The organism is Longispora albida DSM 44784 (assembly GCF_000379825.1).
GTDB classification, from domain to species: Bacteria; Actinomycetota; Actinomycetes; order Mycobacteriales; family Micromonosporaceae; genus Longispora; species Longispora albida.
This window is the reverse complement of record NZ_KB903834.1, coordinates 271,852-293,980: the sequence shown is the minus strand read 5'-3', so window position 1 is coordinate 293,980 and position 22,129 is coordinate 271,852. Positions and strand designations below refer to the sequence as shown.

The 22,129-nt window shown below is 70.4% G+C and carries 18 protein-coding genes and 1 pseudogene; 11 read left to right on the top strand and 8 right to left on the bottom strand.

Annotation, left to right across the window (positions count from 1 at the left end):
• Positions 1–64: 64 nt before the first annotated feature.
• Together A3G1_RS0121890 and A3G1_RS0121885 are read right to left on the bottom strand one after the other, a co-directional pair.
• Positions 65–2,605 carry an FG-GAP repeat domain-containing protein gene (locus tag A3G1_RS0121890; protein ID WP_083937030.1) on the bottom strand — a complete coding sequence of 847 codons (2,541 nt, stop codon included), beginning with the start codon at positions 2,603–2,605 and terminating at the stop codon, positions 65–67.
• Between the two features lie 110 nt (positions 2,606–2,715).
• Positions 2,716–3,249 (bottom strand): DUF2269 family protein, encoded by a 534-nt coding sequence (locus tag A3G1_RS0121885; protein WP_018351630.1) that lies wholly within the window; start codon positions 3,247–3,249, stop codon positions 2,716–2,718.
• A gap of 11 nt (positions 3,250–3,260) precedes the next feature.
• Between A3G1_RS0121885 and A3G1_RS0121880 the strand changes: the two genes are divergently transcribed.
• Positions 3,261–3,497 (top strand): hypothetical protein, encoded by a 237-nt coding sequence (locus tag A3G1_RS0121880; RefSeq protein ID WP_018351629.1) that lies wholly within the window; start codon positions 3,261–3,263, stop codon positions 3,495–3,497.
• A 4-nt stretch (positions 3,498–3,501) separates the two neighbouring features.
• Positions 3,502–4,713: a threonine ammonia-lyase gene (gene ilvA / locus A3G1_RS0121875; RefSeq protein ID WP_018351628.1), complete on the top strand. Its 1,212-nt coding sequence runs from the start codon at positions 3,502–3,504 to the stop codon at positions 4,711–4,713.
• A 101-nt stretch (positions 4,714–4,814) separates the two neighbouring features.
• Here the strand turns inward: ilvA and greA are convergent, their stop codons facing one another.
• Positions 4,815–5,309 carry a transcription elongation factor GreA gene (gene greA / locus A3G1_RS0121870; protein WP_018351627.1) on the bottom strand — a complete coding sequence of 165 codons (495 nt, stop codon included), beginning with the start codon at positions 5,307–5,309 and terminating at the stop codon, positions 4,815–4,817.
• A gap of 57 nt (positions 5,310–5,366) precedes the next feature.
• Positions 5,367–5,777 (bottom strand): DUF4307 domain-containing protein, encoded by a 411-nt coding sequence (locus A3G1_RS0121865; RefSeq protein WP_040479146.1) that lies wholly within the window; start codon positions 5,775–5,777, stop codon positions 5,367–5,369.
• Between the two features lie 87 nt (positions 5,778–5,864).
• Here A3G1_RS0121865 and mca point away from each other — a divergent pair, with 87 nt between their 5' ends.
• The 6 genes and pseudogenes from mca (at position 5,865) to A3G1_RS0121835 (ending at position 15,777) form a co-directional block, all read left to right on the top strand.
• Entirely contained in the window at positions 5,865–6,746 is an 882-nt protein-coding gene (gene mca / locus A3G1_RS0121860) for a mycothiol conjugate amidase Mca (protein ID WP_018351625.1), read from the top strand.
• Positions 6,747–6,751: 5 nt separating this feature from the next.
• Positions 6,752–6,928 (top strand): hypothetical protein, encoded by a 177-nt coding sequence (locus A3G1_RS41190; protein WP_169437597.1) that lies wholly within the window; start codon positions 6,752–6,754, stop codon positions 6,926–6,928.
• Positions 6,929–7,690: 762 nt separating this feature from the next.
• Positions 7,691–8,476, top strand: a pseudogene (locus tag A3G1_RS42345) (putative bifunctional diguanylate cyclase/phosphodiesterase); the annotation flags it as partial.
• 120 nt (positions 8,477–8,596) lie between these two features.
• Positions 8,597–11,629: an FtsX-like permease family protein gene (locus A3G1_RS0121845; RefSeq protein WP_018351622.1), complete on the top strand. Its 3,033-nt coding sequence runs from the start codon at positions 8,597–8,599 to the stop codon at positions 11,627–11,629.
• Between the two features lie 85 nt (positions 11,630–11,714).
• The gene (locus A3G1_RS0121840) at positions 11,715–14,840 is read left to right on the top strand and encodes an ABC transporter permease family protein (protein WP_018351621.1); all 3,126 of its coding nucleotides are present in this window, start codon (positions 11,715–11,717) and stop codon (positions 14,838–14,840) included.
• Between the two features lie 88 nt (positions 14,841–14,928).
• Positions 14,929–15,777, top strand: a complete 849-nt coding sequence (locus A3G1_RS0121835; RefSeq protein ID WP_018351620.1) for an ABC transporter ATP-binding protein — start codon at positions 14,929–14,931, stop codon at positions 15,775–15,777.
• 230 nt (positions 15,778–16,007) lie between these two features.
• Here the strand turns inward: A3G1_RS0121835 and A3G1_RS0121830 are convergent, their stop codons facing one another.
• Positions 16,008–16,460 (bottom strand): GNAT family N-acetyltransferase, encoded by a 453-nt coding sequence (locus A3G1_RS0121830; protein WP_018351619.1) that lies wholly within the window; start codon positions 16,458–16,460, stop codon positions 16,008–16,010.
• 119 nt (positions 16,461–16,579) lie between these two features.
• Here A3G1_RS0121830 and A3G1_RS0121825 point away from each other — a divergent pair, with 119 nt between their 5' ends.
• Positions 16,580–17,185, top strand: coding sequence for a hypothetical protein (locus A3G1_RS0121825; RefSeq protein WP_157641272.1), 606 nt, complete (start codon positions 16,580–16,582; stop codon positions 17,183–17,185).
• A 52-nt stretch (positions 17,186–17,237) separates the two neighbouring features.
• Here the strand turns inward: A3G1_RS0121825 and A3G1_RS0121820 are convergent, their stop codons facing one another.
• Positions 17,238–18,161: a hypothetical protein gene (locus tag A3G1_RS0121820; protein WP_026212381.1), complete on the bottom strand. Its 924-nt coding sequence runs from the start codon at positions 18,159–18,161 to the stop codon at positions 17,238–17,240.
• 42 nt (positions 18,162–18,203) lie between these two features.
• Positions 18,204–18,389 carry a hypothetical protein gene (locus A3G1_RS40695; RefSeq protein WP_157641271.1) on the bottom strand — a complete coding sequence of 62 codons (186 nt, stop codon included), beginning with the start codon at positions 18,387–18,389 and terminating at the stop codon, positions 18,204–18,206.
• A gap of 52 nt (positions 18,390–18,441) precedes the next feature.
• Between A3G1_RS40695 and A3G1_RS0121815 the strand changes: the two genes are divergently transcribed.
• Positions 18,442–18,867, top strand: coding sequence for an MmcQ/YjbR family DNA-binding protein (locus tag A3G1_RS0121815; protein WP_018351616.1), 426 nt, complete (start codon positions 18,442–18,444; stop codon positions 18,865–18,867).
• A gap of 23 nt (positions 18,868–18,890) precedes the next feature.
• On the opposite strand, the gene A3G1_RS0121810 is transcribed toward A3G1_RS0121815, so the two are convergent.
• Positions 18,891–20,030, bottom strand: a complete 1,140-nt coding sequence (locus A3G1_RS0121810) for a Fic family protein (protein ID WP_018351615.1) — start codon at positions 20,028–20,030, stop codon at positions 18,891–18,893.
• 92 nt (positions 20,031–20,122) lie between these two features.
• On the opposite strand from A3G1_RS0121810, the gene A3G1_RS0121805 reads away from it, so the two are divergent.
• Positions 20,123–22,090, top strand: coding sequence for a thioredoxin domain-containing protein (locus tag A3G1_RS0121805; RefSeq protein WP_018351614.1), 1,968 nt, complete (start codon positions 20,123–20,125; stop codon positions 22,088–22,090).
• Positions 22,091–22,129: the final 39 nt, after the last annotated feature.

Here is a 22,129-nt window from a genome sequence, read left to right as displayed (position 1 = left end):
AGACGGGTACACAAAAAAGGGGTTCTGGCCTGGACCAGAACCCCTTTTCTGTGGAACTGGGGTCCTAGAGGACCTGGAACACCTTGTAGCTGGCGCCCATGTGGTTCTGTGACCACATCGTGCGCGGCCCCTGGAAGCCTCCGGCCTGCTGCGGGGTGAACGCGAAGAGCGTCTGGACCATGTTGCCGTAGTCGTAGAGCAGGGCGAGGTCGGACCGGCCGGTGCTGGTCGTGTACTTGCCGGCGGCGATGTGCTTCGTGCCGCTGCCCCAGTACGGGCCGTTCCAGATCGTCTCCAGCGCCGTGAAGCCGCCGTCCGCTCCGGCCGTCAGGCTGAACGCGGTGACCCGGCCGTCGCCGTAGTCGTAGAAGAGCGCCAGGTCGGACTTGGCGTCGCCGGTGAAGTTGCCGGCCTTGACGAACTTGGTGGCAGAGCCCCACTGCGGCGCGTTCCACCGGGTGTACAGGCCGCCCATCGTGCCGTTCGCGTCCGCGGTCAGCGTGAACGCCGCGACGTGCGAGCCGCCGTAGTGGTAGAAGAGCGCCAGGTCGGACCTGCCGTCGCCGTTGAAGTCACCGGCGGACATGGACTGCGTGCCCGTACCCCACAGTGGAGCGTCCCACTGCTGCTTGAAGGAACCGAGGGTCCCGTCAGCGCTGCCGTTCAGGGTGAAGATCGAGGCATGCGACCCGCTGTACTGGTAGTACAGCGCCAGGTCGGCCTTGCCGTCGCCGTTGAAGTCCCCAGTGGACGCGAACCTCGTGCCGGTGCCCCAGTACGGAGCCTCCCATGCGAGCTTCAGCCCGTCGAACGTGCGGGTCGTCGTGTTGTAGCTCAGGGTGTGCAGTGCCGTGTAGCCATTGGGCTGCTCGACGAGGAGCCCCATCTCGGCCTTGCCGTCGCCGTTGTAGTCGCCGGCCGTCAGGCTCTTGACCCGGCCACGCCAGTACGCGCTGGCCTGCCAGGTGGAGTCGCCCTGCGGTGCCTCGAAGCCGCCGTCCTTGCCCAGCATCAGCTTGATCTTGGGGTTGACGGGGACGGCATCGGGCCACGCCTGCGCTTCCCACACCACGAGGTCGTCGCGGCCGTCACCGTTGAAGTCGGCCTTCACCTGGCCGGCGTCGGAGGCGGCGGTCAGGTGCGGCGCGATCATGTTGACGGGGTTGACGTCAGCGCCCATGGTGTAGCTGGCGAGCACCTTCGGCCAGCCGGGAACCGTCAGGGACACCTTGACCTGGTAGGTACCCGGCAGCTGGTACCGGTGCCTGGCGGCGTTGAGCGTCGTCTCCTTGAACTCGCCTGCGGCCACCCACGGCAGTCGCGTGGTGACACTGCTCGTCGTGCCGTCGCCCCACTCGTACGTGGCGACGATGTCCGTCGAGCCCCACTGCCCGTAGTAGCTGAGGCCACTCCACTCGACCGTCAGCATTTCCCGCGTGGCCGCGAGGTACGTGTTGCCGATGCTGCTGGAGTACGAGAGCGGGACGTTCTCGTACGCGCCACGGTCATGGATGGCGGGCCGCCCGGCCGGCGCGCTGTGGTTGCGGATGCGCGGGTTGCCGGCGATGTCGGTGCCGAGCTGCCCCGGCGCGTCGGGATTCGCGGAGTCGACCAGCTCGTACGGCAGGTAGCTGCTGCCCCGCGTGCGCAAGGACTGGTCAACCGGCGCGTTCTCGGTGACGTCGGACGCGCCCTGGCCGGTGCCTGCCTGGAAGGCTGCGACGGTCGCGTAGTCCGTACCGGCCCAGCGGTAGAGCACCTGCGGGCTGAGCGCCGTGCCGAAGCCGCTGTAGCTGGCCTTGGTGGTGGCGGCGCTCGCCGCGTCGACCTCCACGACCGGCCGGCTGACCTCGAACGAGTCCGGCGGGAAGTAGTTGTTGGTGAACGTCGAGTCCTGCGAGGCCACCACGCCGGCCGCCACGGGCGTGCTCGACACCGTGTTGCTGGTGACCGTCGTGCGGGCGGCGCCCTTGAGCAGGACGGTGGGCCGCAGGTCGGACTTGGCCCGCCTGATCACGTTCGTGGTCAGCACCGTGTCCGCCGAGCCACCGCTGACCTGGATGCCCTGGTCGAGGTAACTGCGCTCGACACGCACACCGGCGGACTGGGAGACGAGGACCTGCAGGTCCACGAAGGAACTCTCGAGGACGACGTTGCTCACCTCTGAGAAGCTGAGCGCCGGCCCGAGACCGGCCTTCTGCTCGATCCAGAAGTTCCGCAGCCGCACATCGTGCAGCCCGGCCGCGAGGGCCGGCGCGTTGTCGATCACCTGCACCCTGACCTGCTGGCCGCCGGACTTCGGATCGGCCTCGAAAATGATCGGAGCCTCGGGAGTCCCGGACCTGGTGAGGGTGAAGTCGCCCGGGTACACCTTGTACGACTGGGCGATGCGGACCGTCTGTCCAGGCTGGACCACGTCCGCTGCCCGCTGGATCGTGCAGAACGGCATGCCCTCGGTGCCGGCTTCACCGCCCGGAGTGTCCGAACATACGCCGGTGTTGCTGACGTAGAGAAATGGTGTGACGGCTGACTGCGCGTATGCGGGAACTGGTGCCAGGCCAGTAGCGAGAACGGCAGCCACCATCGAGAATCTGAGCGCTTTCATCGCACCTCTGCCCCGTTTGGTGACGCAACAGAGGAAGACCTTAGGGCACGTGTATCACGGACAGATCACGTTCTGTCGATGGAATGGCGCACCCGGGCCATACGGCGTGATCACGTGCCGAACGGCTTGACCACCATCATCACGACGATCAGGACGATGAGCAGCAGGTTCACGCCACCTGCCGCGCCGATCCGGCCGGCCGCGGAGTCCAGCTTGGCTTTGGCCTCCACATCGGAGGTGGTCGCGGTCATCAGCTCGCTCGGGGTCTCGGACTCGCTATCCATTTCGCGTACCCAGGGCGTGACGCCGTCGAACGCCCCGGCCTCGGCGAGCCTGATCGCCTTGCCGAGGGCCGGCCTGGCCCAGAAGAACACGACGAGCAGGTCCACCACGAACAGGGTCATCGAAATGATCACCCACGGGGTCTTGGACGTGTACCCGTCCGTCTGGGTGAGTGTGAGCCCGCCGAGCGCCGCGACGAGCAGCGAGCCGAGCCCGAACAGCCAGGTCTGCTTCGCCGCGTCCCGCAGCCGGCCCAGATCCTGGCCCATCAGGGCGCGGAGGCCCATGAGGGGGGCCAGTGCCAGGGTGCCCATGACCAGGACGGCCGCGAGCACGTGCAGCAACTTGAAGAATGTCCCCATAGCGGGAGTCTATGACTATTTGGGGGTGTTGCGAGGCGGAAGCCGCCGGGTACGACCTGGGCATGCAGCTCGTCCCGTTCCTGCTGCTGCTCCTGCCGGCGGTGCTCTGCGTGGTCGCCGTCCGGGGGATCACCGCCCACCAGATGAGCCACCGCCAGCGCGCCTGGCTCCGAACGCCGGGCCGGAAAGGACCGGGTCCGGCGCGCCGGGTCCCGCCTCGGCCCCCGGCCGCGCGGGTGCGACGATGACGGCATGTCTGACCTGGTCACGCTCGACGATGTGCTGGCCGCCCGTGAGCTCCTGCACGGCGTCGTCCGCAACACGCCACTGGAACAGTCCCGCACCCTGTCGGCCCAGCTGGGCGGGCCGGTCTGGCTGAAGTGCGAGAACCTCCAGCGCGCCGGGGCGTACAAGGTGCGCGGCGCGTACGTGCGGATCGCCCGGCTGTCGGCCGCCGAGCGGGCCAGGGGCGTCGTCGCGGCCAGCGCGGGCAACCACGCTCAGGGCGTGGCCCTCGCAGCCACCACGCTCGGCGCGAAGTCCACGGTCTTCATGCCGACCGGGGCGCCACTGCCCAAGGTCGCGGCGACCAAAGGGTACGGCGCGGAGGTCCAGCTCTCCGGGGCCAACGTGGAGGAGGCCCTGGCGGCGGCGAAGCAGTTCGCCGCGGACACCGGTGCCGTGTTCATCCACCCCTTCGACCACCCGGACGTGATCGCGGGCCAGGGCACGGTCGCGCTGGAGATCCTCGAACAGTGCCCGGACGTGAAGACGATCCTGGCCGGGATCGGCGGCGGCGGCCTGGTCTCCGGGATGGCGGTCGTGGCCAAGGCACTCCGGCCGGACATCCGGGTGATCGGCGTGCAGGCCGAGGGCGCTGCGGCCGTCCCGCCGTCCCTGGCGGCCGGGCACCCGGTGAAACTCAAGGAGTACGCGACGATCGCGGACGGCATCGCGGTCGGCATCCCCGGCGAGGTCACGTTCCAGCACATCGCGGCACTGGTCGACGACGTCATCACCGTGACGGACGAGGACATCTCCCGGGCCATGCTCGCCGTCCTCGAACGCAACAAGCTGCTCGCCGAGCCGGCCGGGCTGGTCGGCGTGGCGGCGCTGATGGCGGAGGTCACGCAGGTGGAGACGCCGGCCGTGGCCGTGCTCTCCGGCGGCAACATCGACCCGCTCCTGCTGCTGCGGGTGCTGGAGCACGGCCTGGCGGCCGCCGGACGGTACCAGCGCTTCAAGGTCCGCTGCACCGACCGCCCCGGCACCCTCGCCAGCCTCCTGGCCCTCATCGCCGAGCAGGGCGCGAACGTCCTCGACGTCGCCCACCAGCGCTACGACGCCCGCCTCGCCCTCGGAGAGGTCGCCGTGGCGCTGTCCGTCGAGACCCGGGGCAACGAGCACTCGGAACGCCTGGTCGGCGCACTGCGCGCCGCCGGCCACACGGTCGAGTTCGACTGAGTACATGAGAAGCCCCGCCAGGACGAGATCGGCTGGGTCTAGGGCCAAAAGCTCCGGTGCCGTACCCGAAGGGCACGGCACCGGAGAACGAAAAGGGAAACTCAGCCCGTGAAGGGCTCGAAGGACACCACGACGACGGAGATCTCGGCGCCGGTCGGGGCCGTGTAGGTGACCTTGTCGCCGGCCGCGTGGCCGAGGATCGCGGCACCCAGGGCCGACTCGGGGCTGTACACCTTGAGGTCGGTCGTGGCGGCGATCTCCCGCGAGCCGAGCAGGAAGGTCTCGGTGTCCTCGGGGTCGTCGTCGAACTGGATCGTCACCACGGTGCCGGGCGCGACGACCTCGCTGACCGGGGCCTCACCCACCTGGGAGGTGCGGAGGAACTCCTGGAGGTAGCGGATCCGGGCCTCGGCCTTGCCCTGCTCCTCGCGGGCGGCGTGGTATCCGCCGTTCTCCTTGAGGTCGCCCTCCTCGCGGCGGGCGTTGATCTCGGCCGCCATTGCCGGGCGCTCGGCGATCCGCCGGTCGAGCTCCTCCTGGAGCTTGTCGTACGCCTCCTGGGACAGCCACGTGGCTTTGCTGTCAGTGCTGGGCACGGCGACTCCTTCAGCCCTGCGGGTGCGCAGGTTGCAGAAAACGAAACTACGAGAATATCAGCGCTGCGCCGCGCAGCCCACGGTCTCGCCGCTGACGGGGAGTCCGGAGGTCGACAGTGTGTAGCGGACCTCGACCCGCTTCCCCTCGGCCCTGATGGGCACGTTCGCCCGGCCGACCTCGGCACCTGCCCGGTTGCGCGCCCGCACCACGCACACGCCCGGCTTGCCGTCCGGCTTGTCCACGACAAAGTCGATGACAACCTGACTGTCCGTAATATCGCGGTAGGCCTTGAGCGTGGCGGAGAATTCCTTCGTGCCGTACATGCCCTGCAACTGGAGGGCGACAGCCACGCCGCCGGCCACCACCAGCCCGGCGATGACGGGGACCACCCAGCGCGGGGCCCGGCGGGGCGAGCGGCGCCTGCCGTACCGGTCAGGCGGGAAAAGTGTGTCGCTTGTCTCGCTCACGAGATGTCAGGCTCCGGTGTTGTCGGTATCAGGATCGTCGCAGCAGAATCAAAAGTATCCTCCGACCCTTACTACAGGAGTGTTCCGGTGGCCGAGCGGCTCCGCATGATGGCAGTACACGCCCACCCCGATGACGAGTCGAGCAAAGGCGCGGCTGTCATGGCCAAGTATGTCAAAGAGGGCGTGGACGTCCTGGTCGTGACCTGTACCGGTGGCGAGCGCGGCAGCGTGCTCAACCCGAAGCTGGACCGCCCGGAGGTCTGGGAGAACATCACCGAGATCCGGCGGGCGGAGATGGACACCGCCCGGGAGATCCTCGGCATCCGGCAGGAGTGGCTGGGCTTCGTCGACTCCGGGCTGCCCGACGGGTACCTGGAGGCCGAGGAGGTCGACCGCCCGGCGCTGCCGGAAGGCTGCTTCGGCCTGGTGGACCCCGAGGTGGCGGCCGAGCCGCTGGTGAAGCTGATCCGGGAGTTCCGCCCGCACGTGGTGACCACGTACGACGAGGACGGCGGGTACCCGCATCCCGACCACATCATGACCCACCGGATCTCGATGGTGGCCTTCGACGCCGCCGGTGACCCGGAGAAGTTCCCCGAGGCCGGCGAGCCCTGGACCCCGGCGAAGCTGTACTACAACATGTCGCACCCGCGGGCGAAGCTCGTCGCGCTCAACGACGCGATGATCGAGGCCGGCGAGGAGGGCCCGTACACCGACTGGCTCCAGTGGTTCCCCGAGGACAAGGACAAGGGCAGCCGGATCACCACGCAGGTCGAGTGCGCCGAGTTCTTCGGGGTCCGCGACGACGCGCTGCGGGCGCACGCCACCCAGGTCGACCCGGACGGCCGCTGGTTCGCCGTGCCGCTGGACCTCCAGGGCCGGGTGTGGCCGACGGAGGACTACCAGCTCGTCCGGGCCAACGTGCCAACAGAGCTGCCGGAGAGTGACCTTTTCTCTGGAGTACGGTGATGGCCATGCTCGAGTTCCTGGCGACAAACAATTTCGGCGACACCCGGGGCCCCGGCCTCGCCGGGCCGCTCGCCCTGCTGCTCATCGTGCTGCTGGGCGTCGCGACGTACTTCCTGATCCGCAGCATGAACAAGCACCTGCGCAAGCTGCCGGAGCGGTTCGACACGAAACCGCGCCAGTAATGGGCGATAACGCGGGGTGAGCACCGGTGCTTGACTACCGGGTGTAGATCGAGTAGCGCACATTTGGGACTGTTGCGGCCAACGCATCTCCCATAACCTTCTCTTACGGCCTGCCGTGCACTGCGAGGGCCGTTCGGGGGCCACCAAGAGGTGGTCCCTGCTCGCTGTGCGAGGGGGTTGGCGTTGGGTCGCCGCTGGCTGCTCACCGGCTGCGCCGCACCGGCTGCCGTACTCGGGCTGAGCCTCGCGGCCTGGCCAGTGTGGCTGCGGCTGCTGCTGGCAGCCGTGCCGGTGCTGTGGCTGGCCGTCCAGGGCTACCGGTACTGGCTGCGGATTCTCGAGGAGCGCCGGATCTGGCGCGAGCTGGCCACCGCGCCGCACCGGCTGCTCCGGCTGGACGAGCGCGAGGTCGTGGACGCGGCCCTGCACAGCCTCGGCCGGCTGTTCGCGCCGGAACGTGTGGAGATCGCGATCCGGGCCGGCGGTGGTACGGAGCGGGTCTACGCCTCAGGCCAGCCCGGCCCGCGTGGGCGCGGCTTCTCCCGCCAGCTCCGGGTCGGCGACCACCGGATCGGCGAGCTGCGGCTGTGGCTGCGCACCCCGGGGCCGATGTCCGAACGGGAGGACCTGGCCCTGTCGGCCTACGCCGGTACGCTCGGCGCCGCCCTGCTGAACGTCGCGGCGCACCGGCGGCTCCGGGAACTGATCGACGTGCTGCACCACACCGGTGACCCGGGGCACGGCAAGGGGCTGAGCGGCCCGGAGCGGGTCACGATGCTCGCCGAGCTCCGGCAGGCGCTGCTCGTCGAGGACCAGCTCGTGCTGGCGCTCCAGCCGGCCGTCGAGCTGGCGACCGGCGCGCCGATAGGAGCCGAGGCCCTGGTCCGCTGGCAGCACCCGAGCCGTGGGCTGCTGGCTCCCGACGCCTTCATCGAGGTCGTGGAGCACAGTGACCTGGTGGGGCCGTTCTCCCGGTACATCCTGGATCTCGCTCTGCGGATCACCTCGGAGTGGGCGGCCAGCGGCCTGATCGTGCCGGTCGCGGTGAACCTGTCGGCGCGGAACCTGCTGGAGCCGGACCTGCCAGGCGTGGTGGCCGAGTCGCTGCGCAGGCACGGCGTCCCGGCCGGGATGCTGGTCCTGGAGATCACCGAGACCGTGATGCTGGACGAGTCGCCGATCATCGACCAGGTGCTCGCCGGGCTGCGTGAGCTGGGCGTGCGGATCGCCGTCGACGACTTCGGCACCGGTTACTCCTCGCTGACCCTGCTGACCAGGTTCCAGGTGGACGAGGTGAAGGTCGACCGGGCCTTCGTCTCGAAGATGGGGGTCTCGCCGGAGGCGGCGGCGATCGTGAAGACCACTGTGGACCTGGGCCGGGCGCTCGGGCTGAGGGTCGTCGCCGAGGGCGTGGAGACCGCCGAGCAGCGGCAGGCGCTGATCGGCATGGGCTGCACCGCCGCGCAGGGATACCACTTCTCGCCGCCGTTGTTCCCGGACAAGGCGGGGGTCGCGCTAGCCACTCTCGCACGCGCCGCTGGTGCCTGATCGTCCACGAGGCACGATCGCTGAGACGCAACCGCAATCTGCCGGTGGCTTTGTGTAGACCAAGCGTTCAGTAGCGTCAGCCCGACTCGATCTATAGCTAGGCTGGCGAGGAGACACGTGGTGGGCGGCTCCGTAACACTTCAGGGCATCCGGTTCCGTCGGGGACTGTCGCTCGTTGTCCTGATCCTCGCGGCCTTCGCCGCCGCCTCGGCGGTACTGGTGCCCGCGTACACCCGGGCCGCGCAGGCCTCGGTGCTCGCCGACGGGCTGAACGCCGCCGAGCCCTGGCAGCTCCAGGTGCGGATGACCGCCGACGGGCCGGCGCCACTGGCCCAGGTGAAGAGCGCTGCCGACGAGGCGATCCGGGGCAGGAAGACCGGTAGGCACGTCGGCCCCGGTGTCGGCACGGCTGGCGAGAAGGTCGAGGCCGGGCCGCTGGGCAACGCAGGCCTGCTCGTGTACCGCGAGGGGATCTGCGAGCACCTGCGGATGACGTCCGGCACGTGCGCTGGCCCGGGCCAGGTGATGCTGACCGCCGGCACGGCGAAGCTGCTCGGCGCCGAGGTGGGCCAGCCCGTGCAGCTCAACCGGGCGACGGTCAACGGCAACGCCGACAAGAGCTCGCTGACCCTGTCCGGCATCTACGAGCCGAAGGACTCCCGCTCGCAGTACTGGGGCCGCGTCGTCCTGTTCCGTGGCTCCAGCCCCGACTCGGACCAGGCCGACGGCCCGCTGTTCGCCGGGGAGGAGAAGAGCATCTTCGGGGTTACCCGGACGAGCGCCATCGACTACCCGGTGCGGCCCGGCAGCTTCGCGCTGTCCGATGTGGAGCCGGTCGGCGCCGAGTTCGTCGTGATGGCGTGGAAGCCGGGCCTGAACGTGCAGTCCAGCCTCGGCGGGCTGCTCAAGGACATCAAGGCCGAGCAGGAGGCGCTCAGTAACGGCGTGCCGCTGGTCGCCCTGCCCCTGCTGCTGCTCTGCCTGTTCGTGCTGTTCCTCGCGGTCGCGTCGGTGACGGAGGAACGCGGCCCGGAGATCGCCCTGGCGAAGCTGTGGGGCTTCGGTGCCGGCCGGACGGTCCGGTTCGGCCTGGGTGAGGCGCTGGTCCTGATCGCTGTCGCGACTCCGGTCGGGCTGCTGCTCGGGCTCGGGATCACGGAACTGGCCGGGCAGGTGCTGTTCTATCCCGGTACCCATGTCGAGCCGCGCTGGGAACTGCTGGTCGCCGCGCTGGGCGCCGTCGCGGGAGCCGCGCTCACGGCCGGGCTGGCCGCCAGGGCCACCCTGCGCCGGCCGGCCCTGTCGCTGCTCCGCCGCGTACCGGCACGCGGCCGGCTCAAGGCTGCCGTTGGCGAGGGCGCGGTGCTGGCCCTGGCTGGCGCGGCCCTGTTCCAGGTACTCGTGGCCGGTGACCGCAACTCTTCACTCGGCCTGCTCGCCGCCCCGCTGCTGTCCCTCGTGGCCGGCCTGCTCGCCGCCCGCGGGCTGGCGTTGTGGAGCAAGCGCCGGGCCGGCCGGGCCGCGAAGTCCGGCAAGGTACCGGCGATGCTCGCCCACGCGCAGCTCGGCCGCCGCCAGTCGACCGTGCGGCTCGCGATGGTACTGACGGCGGCGCTCGCGCTGCTCGGCTTCTCGACCGCGATCTGGGGCGTCGCCGACATCAACCGCACCCGCACGGCGCAGGCGAAGGTCGGCGCGGCCAAGGTGTACCAGGTCTCGGCGGCCAGCCCCCAGTCCCTGCTCGACGGCGTGGCCAAGGCCGACCCGGGTGGCAAGAACGCGATGGCGGCCATGCGCGCCGTCCAGAGCTACGGCGGCGAGTCGATCAGCATCATCGGCGTCGACTCCGCCCGGCTGGCCCCGATCGTGTCGTGGCCGGACGTGACGGAGGCAGAGGCCGCCCAGATCGCCGGCAAGCTGGCCGTCGACCAGTCGGCGGCCCTGACGATCCAGGGCCCGGAGGTCAGCGTGGCCGCCTCCGTCGAGTCGGTCACCTCGGAGCGGCCACTGCAGCTCGCCGCGTGGGTGACCAGCCTCAACGCCGCCCCGCGCCAGGTGCAGCTCGGGGAGCTCAAGCCCGGGGCCGGCACGTACTCGGCGAAGCTCACCGGGTGCACGACCGGCTGCCGCCTGATCGGGCTGGTGGTGCAGCGGCACCCGTCCGGTTCCAAGGGGTACGCGGTCACCCTGACCGTCACGAAGATCGTGTCCGGCGGGCAGCAGGTTCCGGCGAAGCTGGACCGCAAGGAGATGTGGACGCAGGGTGCCGAGGTCTCCGGCAACTCGCTCACCGTCGAGCCGGCCGCTGAGAACAAGGGCCTGACGTTCGCGGTGAAGAGCGAGGGCGGTAACGACCTGGCCATCCGGTACGCGGACCTGCCGGCCCGGCTGCCTGCCGCGCTCGCCGGCCCCGTGCCGGACAGCAACCCGGACGGCCAGGACTTCCAGATCATCGCGTTCGGCCGGGGCGTGCAGAAGTTCGCCGTGTCCGACCGGGTGCAGATCGTGCCCAGGGGCGGCGAGCACGGCCTGATCACCGACCTGCACGGCGCGGCCTGGTCGGCAGCTGTGGAGACGAACCCGGGCAACCTCGGTGCGATCACCTTCGAGGTGTGGACCGGGCCCGGGGCGCCGGCCGGCTTCGACAAGACCCTCGCTGCGGCCGGGCTCCAGGTGATCTCGGTCGACTCGCGGGCGGCGTACCAGGACCGGCTGGAGCGGGCTGCCCCGGCGCTGTCCCTGGCCCTGTACATGGTGGCCGGCGGGCTCTCGGTGCTGCTCGCCGTCGGAGCCGTGCTGCTCAACGCGCATGTCGGCGTGAGGTCCCGGCTCTACGAGCTGGCATCGTTGCGCGTGGCCGGCCTGCGGGCCGGGACGCTCCGTGGCGCGGTGCGGCGGGAGTACGCGACGCTGCTCGGCGTGCCGCTGGTCGTCGGCGGGCTGACCGGCGTGCTGTCGGCGACCCTGATGGTCCGCGCGATCCCGCTGGTCACGACGGCTTCCGACGCCCTCAAGCCGGTGTACCGGCTCAGCCCGGCCGAGCTGGGCGTGGCCGGCACGGTGACGGTGCTCGGCTTCGCCGCCGTCGTCGGCGTGGTGCTCCGGCTGGTCGGCCGCGCGAAGGCCGACCTGCTGCGGTCTGGGGTGCGTTAGACGGGGCATCGGGCTGGGCGTTGGGCGGAGCGTGCAAGGCGGCAGGGGACCTGCGGCGTAAGTACCACGGTGGAGGGTGGGTGAGATGCGGCTGAGTGGTGGCGGTACAGGTACGTTCCGGCTGGCTCTGTCCGGGCTGTGGCATCGGCGGGGCAGCTCGCTGCTGGTCATGCTGCTCGTGGCCGTGTCGGTGGCCGCAGCGGTGTTCGCGCCCGGGTACAGCCGGGCTGTCGAGCAGTGGTCACTCCGCCAGGGCATGGCGTCAGCCGTCCCGGCCAACACCGTCGCGACGGTGACGGAGCTGTGGACCGGCGAGCGGGCCAAGCCGGCCGCTGACACCCTCGCCGCCGCCGAGCGGACGTTCCCGCTGAAGGAGTTCTTCGGCAAGCCGATCACCGAGTACAGGCTGAATGGCCGGGTCGCGTTCCCCGGTGACGGAGGGGTCGGCCGCCTCGTCTGGCGCGACGGCCAGTGCGAGCACCTGACGATCGTCGAAGGTACCTGCCCGAGCGCGCCCGGCGAGCTGCTGGCCAACGCGAACGCGAAGGTGGCCGACCCGAAGGGCGGCGGCCTTCGGCTGGGCGTGCCGGTCGACGTCACGGCCGGGCCGCTCGTCGGTACCGGGAAGATCGTTGGTTTCTACCGGGAGAAGCGCGACCCCGCCTACTGGATCGGCCGCGAGTACTTCGACTACGGCCCCCCGCTCGACGAGAGGGGCCCGTACAACTTCGGGACCTTCTTCACCGTCGGGGAAGGCGTGCTCGGTGCGCGTCGCGCGTCGGCGACCGTCTCCACCGGACGGAGCCCGTCCAACACCTTCGCCGACTACCCGATCAACCCCCGGGCCGTCGATCTGAACAATGTGGACCAGATGCTCACCGGGCTGCGCAAGGTCTTCACGGAGCCGGGTGGGTGCGACGCGCAGGGCCGGTGCGGGTCCCGCGTCCTCATGCTCCAGTCGAACGTCAGCGCCGTGATGTCCGACGTGCAGGCTCAGCGCGAGTCGGCGCTCCGCGCGGTGCTCTACGTGACGGTGCAGCTCATCGCCCTGTGCTGGCTCGTCGTGTACCTGATCCTCGCGAACCTGGCCGAGGCCCGGTCGGCCGAGCTGGCCGTGGCGAAGCTGCGCGGGTTCAGCACCAGGCGCGTGCTGCGCTTCGGGCTCAACGAGGCCCTGCTGCTCGTCGCGCTCGGCGGCCCGCTCGGTGCAGCCCTCGGCTGGGGGCTCGTGCTGCTCGGCACGCGGGCAGAGCTGGGCGCGCTGGCGGTGCGGGCCGAGCTGCGGCCACCGGTACTGATCGTCGGCGGGGCGGTGCTGCTCGGTGCCGTCGGAGTCGCGGTGCTGGCGAGCGCCGGGCCCTTGCGGCGCCCGGTGCTCGCCCTGCTGCGCCGGGTGTCGAGCGGGCTGCGCCGCCGGTTCGGCTTCCTCGACGCCGGGCTGGTGGTGGTGGCCGGCGTCACCGCGTACACCCTTGTCCTGGAAGGACCGGACTCCCAGCTGGGCCTGTTCGCCGGCAGTGTCGCGGCACTGACCGTCGGGGCACTCACCGGGCGGCTGATCGCGATGCTGGCCAGGCGGCGGGCCAAGGCCGGTGTCAGCAAGGGCAGGCCCGTGCAGATGCTGGCCTGGTCGGGCATCGGCCGGCGGCCGGGCGGGCCCCGCACGGTGGCCCTGGTGGTCGTGGCGACGTCGCTGCTGGTCTACGGCCTGTTCTCCTGGGGCATGGCCTCGCACAACCGTGAGATCCGTGCGGGCGTCGTGACCGGTGCGCCCGTGGTCTACCAGCTCGGCCCGGTCAAGACGGACAAGCTGCTGGCAGCAGTGCAGGCCGCGGACCCGGACGGCCGCAACGCGATGGCCGCCAGTAGCACCGTCCACACCAGCGGCACCAAGACCCTGCACCTCGTCGGCGTCGACACCAGCAGGCTCGCGGGCATCGGCTTCTGGAACGATTCGGTCACCGGGCTGAGCGTCGGCCAGCTGGCCGCCAAGCTCAAGCCGGCCGCCGACGGCCCGATCGTCCTCAAGGGACAGACGCTGGAAGCCGAGCTGGACGTGCGCTCCGTGCAGCCGCCCGGGTCCGTGACGCTCGTGGCGCTGCTCGACCTGGGAGCCGGCGTCCGCAAGAGCGCCGTGTTCGGCCAGGTGCCCAGCGGCAAGGCGAAACTCACTGCCGAGCTGCCCGGCTGCGCCCAGGGCTGCCGCCTGCTCGGCTTCGACCTCTACCGGGGCGGTGGCAAGCACGCCCTCGCGAACCTGACCGGCGACCTCGTCCTCACCGCGCTCAGGAACGACGGCGAGGACCTGACCGCCCACCTCCGCCTCGGCGACGGCTGGCGCGGCGCGGAACCCACGACACCGACCCAGCCGGTGGCCGCCGCCGAGGGCACGGCCGAGGGCCTGAACATCAAGTACACGTCGGCCGGCACGGAGAACCTCCAGGTCCTCCACAACGACTACCCGTACCCGATGCCAGCCGCCGTCTCGACCCCCGACTACACGGGCGACTTCAAGGCGGCCGGCGTCTACGGAGCCCAGCAGCAGTACCGCGAGGTCGTGCGAGCCCCCACCCTCCCTGGCGCTGCGGTCGGCATCCTCGTCGACCTCGCGTACGCCGACCGGTCGGCCAGCTCGACGGACACGTCCGCCACGGTGACGTCGATGGTGTGGGCCCGGGCCGACGCACCGGCTGACCTGCCGGCCAAGCTCGCCGCCGCCGGGCTGACCATTGTGGACACCGTGCGGCTCGACCAGCGCCAGGCGGCCCTCGACGACCAGGGCTCCTCGGTCGCCCTGCGCCTGTACCTCTTCGCGGCGGCCGGTGCACTCCTGCTCGGCCTGGCCGGCGTGCCGCTGACCGCCCGGCCGGGAGCGGGGGACCGGACGTACGAGACGGCCGCGCTGCGGGTCGCCGGGCTGAGCGGCCGGCAGGTGCGGCGGGCTGCCCTCCGCGAGTACCTGATCCTGCTCGGGGCCGCCGGGTTCGCCGGTGCCGCGGCCGGGACGGCGACAGCGGTGCTGACCCTGCCGTACCTGCTGCCGGCCAGCGGGCTCGTCGCCACGGTGCCCGTCGACTACTGGCCGGGGCCGGCCAGGGCCGGGGTGGTGCTCGGCCTGATCGTGGCCGGGTACGGGCTGGTCGCCCTGACCGCCGTACGGACCACGATGCGCCGCGGCCTCGCGTCCCGGCTACGCGAGGGCGCCCTGTGATCCAGGCCAGAAGAACGCCGGCGCAAAGAACGAGACGTTGTGAGCAGGAACAGGGGACGGTTGCAGTGAGCCAGGTCAGGGGAATCTTGTGAGCCAGGGCAAGGGGATCGGCGTCACGTGCCGCGGCCTCGTCTACATCTACCGGCTGGAAGGCTACGACGTCGTCGCACTGTCCGGTGTGGACCTCGACATCGAGCCGGGCGAGGCGCTCGCCCTCGTCGGCCCGTCCGGCTCGGGCAAGTCCACGCTGCTGTCCCTCATGGCCGGGCTGCTCCAGCCCTCCGCGGGGCGGCTGACGGTCGGTGAGCACGACGTGGCCAAGGCCAGCCAGAGCGAACTCCAGCGCATGCGCGGCCTCGACGTCGGCGTGGTCCTCCAGGGCGCCTCCCGCAACCTGCTGCCATACCTGACGGCCGAGCGGAACATCGCCTTCGCCCAGAGCGACGTGCCCCGCTACCGCCGCTCGGAACTCCTCCACCCCGTCGACGTGCTCCGCCTCGTCGGCCTCGACGATCCGCGTATCTCCAGGTCAAAGCCCGCCGACCTGGCCCCAGGCGAACGCCAGCGGCTCGCCGTCGCCGTCGCGATGGCCACCAACCCCGGCCTGCTCCTCGCCGACGAGCCGACCAGCCAGCTCGACCACGACGCCCGCGACGAGGTCCTCGCGGCCTTCACCGCCGTGAACCGGGCCGGCACCACCGTGGTCGCCGTGACCCACGACCCCGACGTGGGCCGGATCCTCGGCCGCACCGTCACGATCCGCGACGGCCGTGTCGGCGCGGAAGGCCGCCACGGCGAGGACTACGCGGTGGTCGCCCGCGACGGTGCCGTCCACCTCCCACCGGACATCCTCCGCGAGATCGTCCCCGGCACCCTGCTCCGCGTCGAACTCACCGAAGACGGCTGCATCCGCATGGAACCCGCAGGCACCGCATAAAACCCATTACTTTGTACCTGCAGCGCAAAGCCCCCTGGCGGCCCGGCACCTCCTCCACCCGGGCCGCCACACCCAGAACCCTGAACCCAGACAGCGAACAGCATGTACCTACTACCCAAAGGCGCGACGGGATTCTGGCTGGCGGACAGCGACCCGTCGCTCGCTTCCAACGACACCAGAGCGTTCATTCAACTACTGGGACTGATTCAGTCCTTGGGCTGGGCGTCTCCTCAGAGCTCCAGGACGCCCACCTTCTCGCCGAACAGGATCTCCCCGGTCTCCCGGAAGCCGAGCCTGAGGTAGAAGGCCTCCGGGCCGGCCTCGCCCGGCTCCCAGAGCACGGTCAGCCGCGTGTTGCCCCGCCGCCTGGCTTCGGCGGCGACGGCCTCGACGGCGATCCGGCCCAGGCCACGGCCCTGCGCGCCGGCGGAGATGTTGAGCCGCCAGATCCCGCACCGGAAGGCCTCGACCTCGTCGTCCGGGTTGAAGCCGGCCATCACGAAACCCACGACCTCCTCGCCTTCCATGAGCAGCCGTGGCCAGGCCGAGGGATACACATACGCCTCGGCCAGCGACACGGCGACCGGCGCGACAAAGGGCTCCTGTTCGGGGTGAACCCGCAGGTCGCATGCTTTCCGGACGTTGGCGGCAGTGACCTCGGCGACGACGACTTCGGTACTCATGCGCCGGACTCTATGCGACCCCTACGACAGTTTCCGGCCCTCGCATGGGGTGGTTCTCAGGGCTCGCCCCGGGGTTCCGCCGGAGGCGCGGGCACCGTGTCGCGCTGCAAGATCGTTTCATGACTCAGCCCCCGATGAGCAAGACGCCGAGCAGCACCCTGACGCGCACCGCCCTGATCGCGGCCCCGCTGGCCATCGTCGCGTACGGCGTCACCCGCAGTCTCGGCAAGATGGACGGCCACTATGGACCAGGCTTCGACTGGCAGCTCGCGCACATCTTCGCCCTGGCAGGCATGGTGTTGTTCCTGCCTGTCGTTCTCCTGATGCGCCGGCTGGCCAAGCCGGGCCTCGCCCGCGAGTGCGTGACCGGTGTGACCCTGGCCGGTCTCGGTGCGGCGATCGTCCAGTTCGGAGCGGACATCGTGCAGGCGTTCCTGGCGGAGGACCAGGCTGACCTGAAGCGGCTGCAGCACGAGTTCATGGACCTGCCGGGTGTCGAGCTGGCGTTCTACCAGGTCGGCCCGCAGCTTTTCTTCCTCGGGCTCGTCGTGCTGGCCGCCTTCCTGGCCGTGGCGCGGCGGGTGCCGGCCTGGAGCCCGGTACTGATCCTGGCCGGCGTGCTCCTCGTGCCGGTCAACCTGACCTTCATCATCGGCACCGGCCTGCTGATGCTGGTCGCCCTGCTCCCGCTGGCCCGGGCCGCCGGCACCCCGGCCAGGGCCTGACACCAGGCCGCCCCGCCCCCGCCGTGTCCTGCCTCCTGGTCGCGGCGGGGGCTCAGGTACCCGTCAGCCGGGCCCAGCTCGCCCTGTCCGCCCACACCGATCCCGGGTCGACATATGGCCGGACCAGCCGGCTCAGCCCGGGATCGGAATGGCCGCGCAGCTCGTCCTGCGCCACCTTCCGCGCGACTCCGGCCAGCATGTCGACGACCTGGATGCGCTCGTCGACCTCCGGGTTCGCGTACTCGACGCCGGCCAGGCCGGGATACTGGGCGTGGAGGTACGCGATCTTCGCCGGCGACCGGGACAGCGTGGTCTGCCGGTCGTGCACGATCGTGACCGCGCCCCCGCCAGCCGACCAGTACTGAACCGCACGGCTGATGGCCGGGATCAGCGGATCGGCAGGCGGCAGCAGTTCCGGATCTGCGGCCAGCCGTTCCCGGAAGGCGGCGAGCGCAGTACCCGACTCCGCGAGCCGCGCCATCGCCCGCGACCGGAGATCGGCAGCCAGCACCCCAGCGATCTCGGTGAACACGGGAACAGGGTCGCCGCCGTCAGGCCGCCCTTTGGTTTTGAGCACGTCGTTCGCCGCGACGAGGAATGCGCGCCGGGAGGGGTGGCGAGCCGCAGCCTGGTACACAATGGCGGTTTCTTCTTCGGAGCAGTCACCAGTGAGCCGGGCGATCTGCTGGACCAGATAGAACTCCTTGTCTATCAGGAAAACCTGCCCTGCCCCGGCGAATGGCCCGGCAGGTCCCAGCGCCCATTCCAGTGTGCGCCGGTGCCTCTCCCGCAACAGATGGTTCGCCTTGTATTGCGTCGCGGGTGACTGGATGCGTTTGCGCAGCTCAAGAAGCCATCCGGCCGCAGTCTCCCGCGCCATCGACATAGCACCGTGCGCGAACACGTCCGTCGTGGTCCCGGTGAGCTTCTCGCCCTCGTAACCACTTTCGTCGCAGGCGACTTCCAGCGCTTTCACAGTGCCAGTCTTCGCACGCCCGTCAAACACCCGCAACAGAATTCAGGGCTTCAGAACCTTCATCGTGTACCGGTGACAAGGCACCGCCAGAGTCCCACCCGGCACGAGCGCCGGATAGCCGAAAGCGCCCTCGTCCGTCCACCCGGACCGCTCGTGTCCCGCCTCGGTCACCAGCCGCGCGCCCCGGCGAGCAGCAGGCCAGCCACCCCGGAGCCGATAGATCGTCATGAGCCCGAGCGTAACAACGCGAAGTGTCGTACCCCGGTGCTAGCTTCCGGCCATGACTGGTCCCGGAGACGTCCCGCCCGAGTACCTCGCCCAGCTCAGGCCGGTGTGCCTCGGCCTGCCGGAGGCCTGCGAGGAGGCGGCGTGGGTCGGCCTGCGCTGGCGGATCCGCACGCGCACCTTCGCCCACGTGCTGACCATCGACCCGGCCCGCCAGGCTGCGTACGCACAGTCGTTCCAGACCGACCAGGAAACCTGCATCCTGACCTTCCGCGCACCCCTGGAGGAGATCGGCGGCCTGGTCGCCACCGGCCACCCGTTCTTCAAGATGAGCTGGGGCCCGTCCGTCATGGGCCTGGTCCTCACCCCCGAAACCGACTGGGCCGAGGTCGAAGAACTCCTCACCGACAGCTACTGCCTCCTGGCCCCGCAGAAACTCACCAGGCTTGTCGCCCGCCCGCCGGGCAGCGCCATGAGTTAGGCGCGGCGCCAGCTGGTGCCCGGTCACCCGGCGTACGGATCGGTCAGTGTCATCGGGGTGCGCGCGATGTCGAGCGCCTGCTCCGGGAACCGAGCGCCTGCCGTGTAGTAGCGGGCGCGAGTGCGCCCCACGGATTCCAGTACTCCTGCGGTGACGAGATCGCGCAGATCGCGCTGAGCCTGCTGCGTGCTCAAGCCCTCGGCGTGCTCGTAACGCGATCGGCGAACTCGACCGGACATCGCCACATCGTGCAGCGCGGAAACGATCCGCTCGTCGCGGCCAGTGCTGTCGGCGAACTCGGACAGCGTGGTCCACGTCCGGCCCGAACGGTCGATCCTGCCCTGCACCGTCTGGGCCTGCTGGTGATATGCGGTGAGGTTGAATCTGACCCAGCTGGAAACGTCCTGGTCCGGCAGGTACACCGCACCGCGGCGAGCCAGCTCGCGGTAGTACTCCCAGGTGTTGCCGGGCCGTCCCAGCCACGCCTCGATGGAGGAGAACTCCGGCGCGAGCACACCCTCCCGCGCGATCATCAGAGTTTGCAGCGAGCGCGACATCCGCCCGTTCCCGTCGGCCCAGGGATGGATGGAAACCAGGTGCAGGTGCGCCATCGCGGCACGGACCAGCGGGTGGTGGCCCTCGTCGTCGGTGTTCAGCCAGTCGACGAGTTCCAGCATGAGAGAGGGGACCTGCCCGGGCTCAGGGGCTGTGTAGGTGGCAATGCTGGGATCACGGGCGTCTGTGACGTAGACAGCTCCGCGCCGCCACTGCCCGGCCAGCTTCCGAGGGGCGTGCCGGTGTCCCTGCAACATCCAGTGCAGGGCGTTGAGGAGGCCCTTGCTGTACCTGAAGTCGGCGGAGTCGTGCAGGGTCTGGATGTACGTCATCATCTGCTGGTAGGCGAGCGTCTCCTGACGATTCTCATCGGACACCTCGACGTCACGCTCGCCATCGAGCAGGTCCTCGACGTCCACCGTCGACACCTTGAACCCTTCGATGGAGTTCGATGCGGCCACGGCGTCGGCTGTCAGGAACTTCCTCAGGCCGGCGTTCCGTTTGGAGGGCGAGGAGTTCACCTGGTGCTTCAGCTTCGAACGGGCGTTGTCGATCTCGCCGAGGACGCGCTGGTCGTCGGCGTCAAGCTTCGGCGTCGGATAGAGCATGCGCCCATGATGGATTGACGCAATCATTGCGTCAAGGTGTCGCCGGGAACGCCGGCCGGGTGAAGGCTCAGGGGTATGGGAGCCTGGACGGCATGAACCGGCTCGCCAGCGCCACGTCGCCGTATCTCCAGCAGCATGCCGACAACCCCGTCGACTGGTGGGAGTGGGGCCCAGAGGCTTTCGCCGAGGCGAAGCGGCGTGACGTTCCGCTGCTGATCTCCGTCGGGTACTCGGCGTGTCACTGGTGTCATGTCATGGCGCACGAGTCGTTCGAGGATCCGGCGATCGCCGAGGTCGTGAACAGGCTGACTGTGCCGGTGAAGGTGGACCGGGAGGAGCGCCCGGACGTCGACGCCGTGTACATGGCGGCGACGCAGGCGACGACTGGTCAGGGTGGCTGGCCGATGACGGTGTTCGCGACTCCGGACGGCGAGCCGTTCTACTGCGGTACGTACTTCCGCAAGGGTGACTTCGTGCAGCTGGTGGAGGCGGTCGGCAAGGCGTGGGCCGGGCAGCGGGAGGAGGTTCTCGCGCAGGGCCGGGCGATCGTCGAGGCGGTCAGGCCGGGTACGTCGGCGAGCGGTGACGTGAGCGCTGGCCTGCTGGGGGCCGGGGTCAGCAAGCTGCGGGCCGGGTACGACGACGTGAACGGCGGGTTCGGCACCGCGCCGAAGTTCCCGCCGAGCATGGTGCTGCTGTTCCTGCTCCGGCACCACGAGCGGACCGGGTCGATCGAGGCGCTGGAGATGGCGCGCCACACGTGTGAGCAGATGGCCCGGGGCGGCATGTACGACCAGCTCGCCGGCGGCTTCGCCCGCTACTCCGTCGACGCACAGTGGACGGTGCCCCACTTCGAGAAGATGCTGTACGACAACGCGCTGCTGCTCCGCGCGTACACGCAGCTCTGGAAGATCACCGGGGATCCGCTGGCGGCCAGGGTGGCCCGCGAGACGGCTGCCTTCATGGTGCGCGATTTCGTGACGCCGGAGGGTGGCTTCGCGGCGGCGTTCGACGCGGACACCGACGGGGTCGAGGGGCTGACGTACGCGTGGACGCCGCAGCAGCTCACCGATGTCCTCGGCGAGGAGGACGGTGCCTGGGCGGCAGACCTGTTCCGGGTCACGGCGGCTGGGACCTTCGAGCACGGTACGAGCGTGCTCCAGCTGAGCCGGGACGTGGACGACTCCCCGAGCCCGAGGCTGGCCGGCATCAAGGCCCGGCTGCTCGCCGCACGTGACGAGCGCCCGCAGCCCGGGCGGGACGACAAGCTCGTCGCCGCGTGGAACGGCCTGGCGATCACCGCGCTCTGTGAGTTCGGCGCGATCTTCGGGGACGAGGCGGCCCTGGCTGCCGCCACCCGGGCCGGAGACCTGCTCGCCCGGCTGCACATGACAGAGGACGGCCGGGTGCTGCGCGTGTCGCGGGACGGCGTCGCCGGTACGCCGAAGGGTGTCCTGGAGGACTACGGCTGCCTGGCGGAGGCGTTCTGCGCGTTGCACCAGGTGACGGCCGGCGGCCGGTGGCTCACGGCTGCCAGGTCCCTGCTGGACACCGCGCTGGCGCAGTTCGGCGACGGCGATGGCGGGTACTTCGACACGGCCGCCGACGGTGACGCCCTGGTCGTCCGGCCGCGTGACCCGGCGGACAACGCCAGCCCGGCCGGGGTGACGGCCCTCGCGGGTGCCCTGACCACGTACACGGCACTGTCCGGCGAGACCGCGTACCGCGAAGCCGCCGAGAAGGCCCTCGCCACCACAGCCCTGCTGATCGGGAACCATCCGCGATTCGGCGGCTGGGCGGCAGCCGTGGCGGAAGCCCAGCTCACCGGGCCGTGGGAGGTCGCGGTGGCCGGGGGAGGGCCGTTGGAGCTGGCCGCCTGGCGTACGGCACCGGGGGGCTCCGTGGTCGTCTCGGGCGCGCCGGATGCCGAAGGGGTGCCGCTGCTCGCTGACCGGCCGCTGGTGGACGGTGCGGCAGCCGCGTACACCTGCAAGGGTTTCGTGTGTGAGCGGCCGGTGACCGACGCTGCGAGCCTGACCCAGATCTTCGGCAGGGCCTGACCCAGATTTTCGGCAAATGGGGCAAAGGGCTAGGATCGG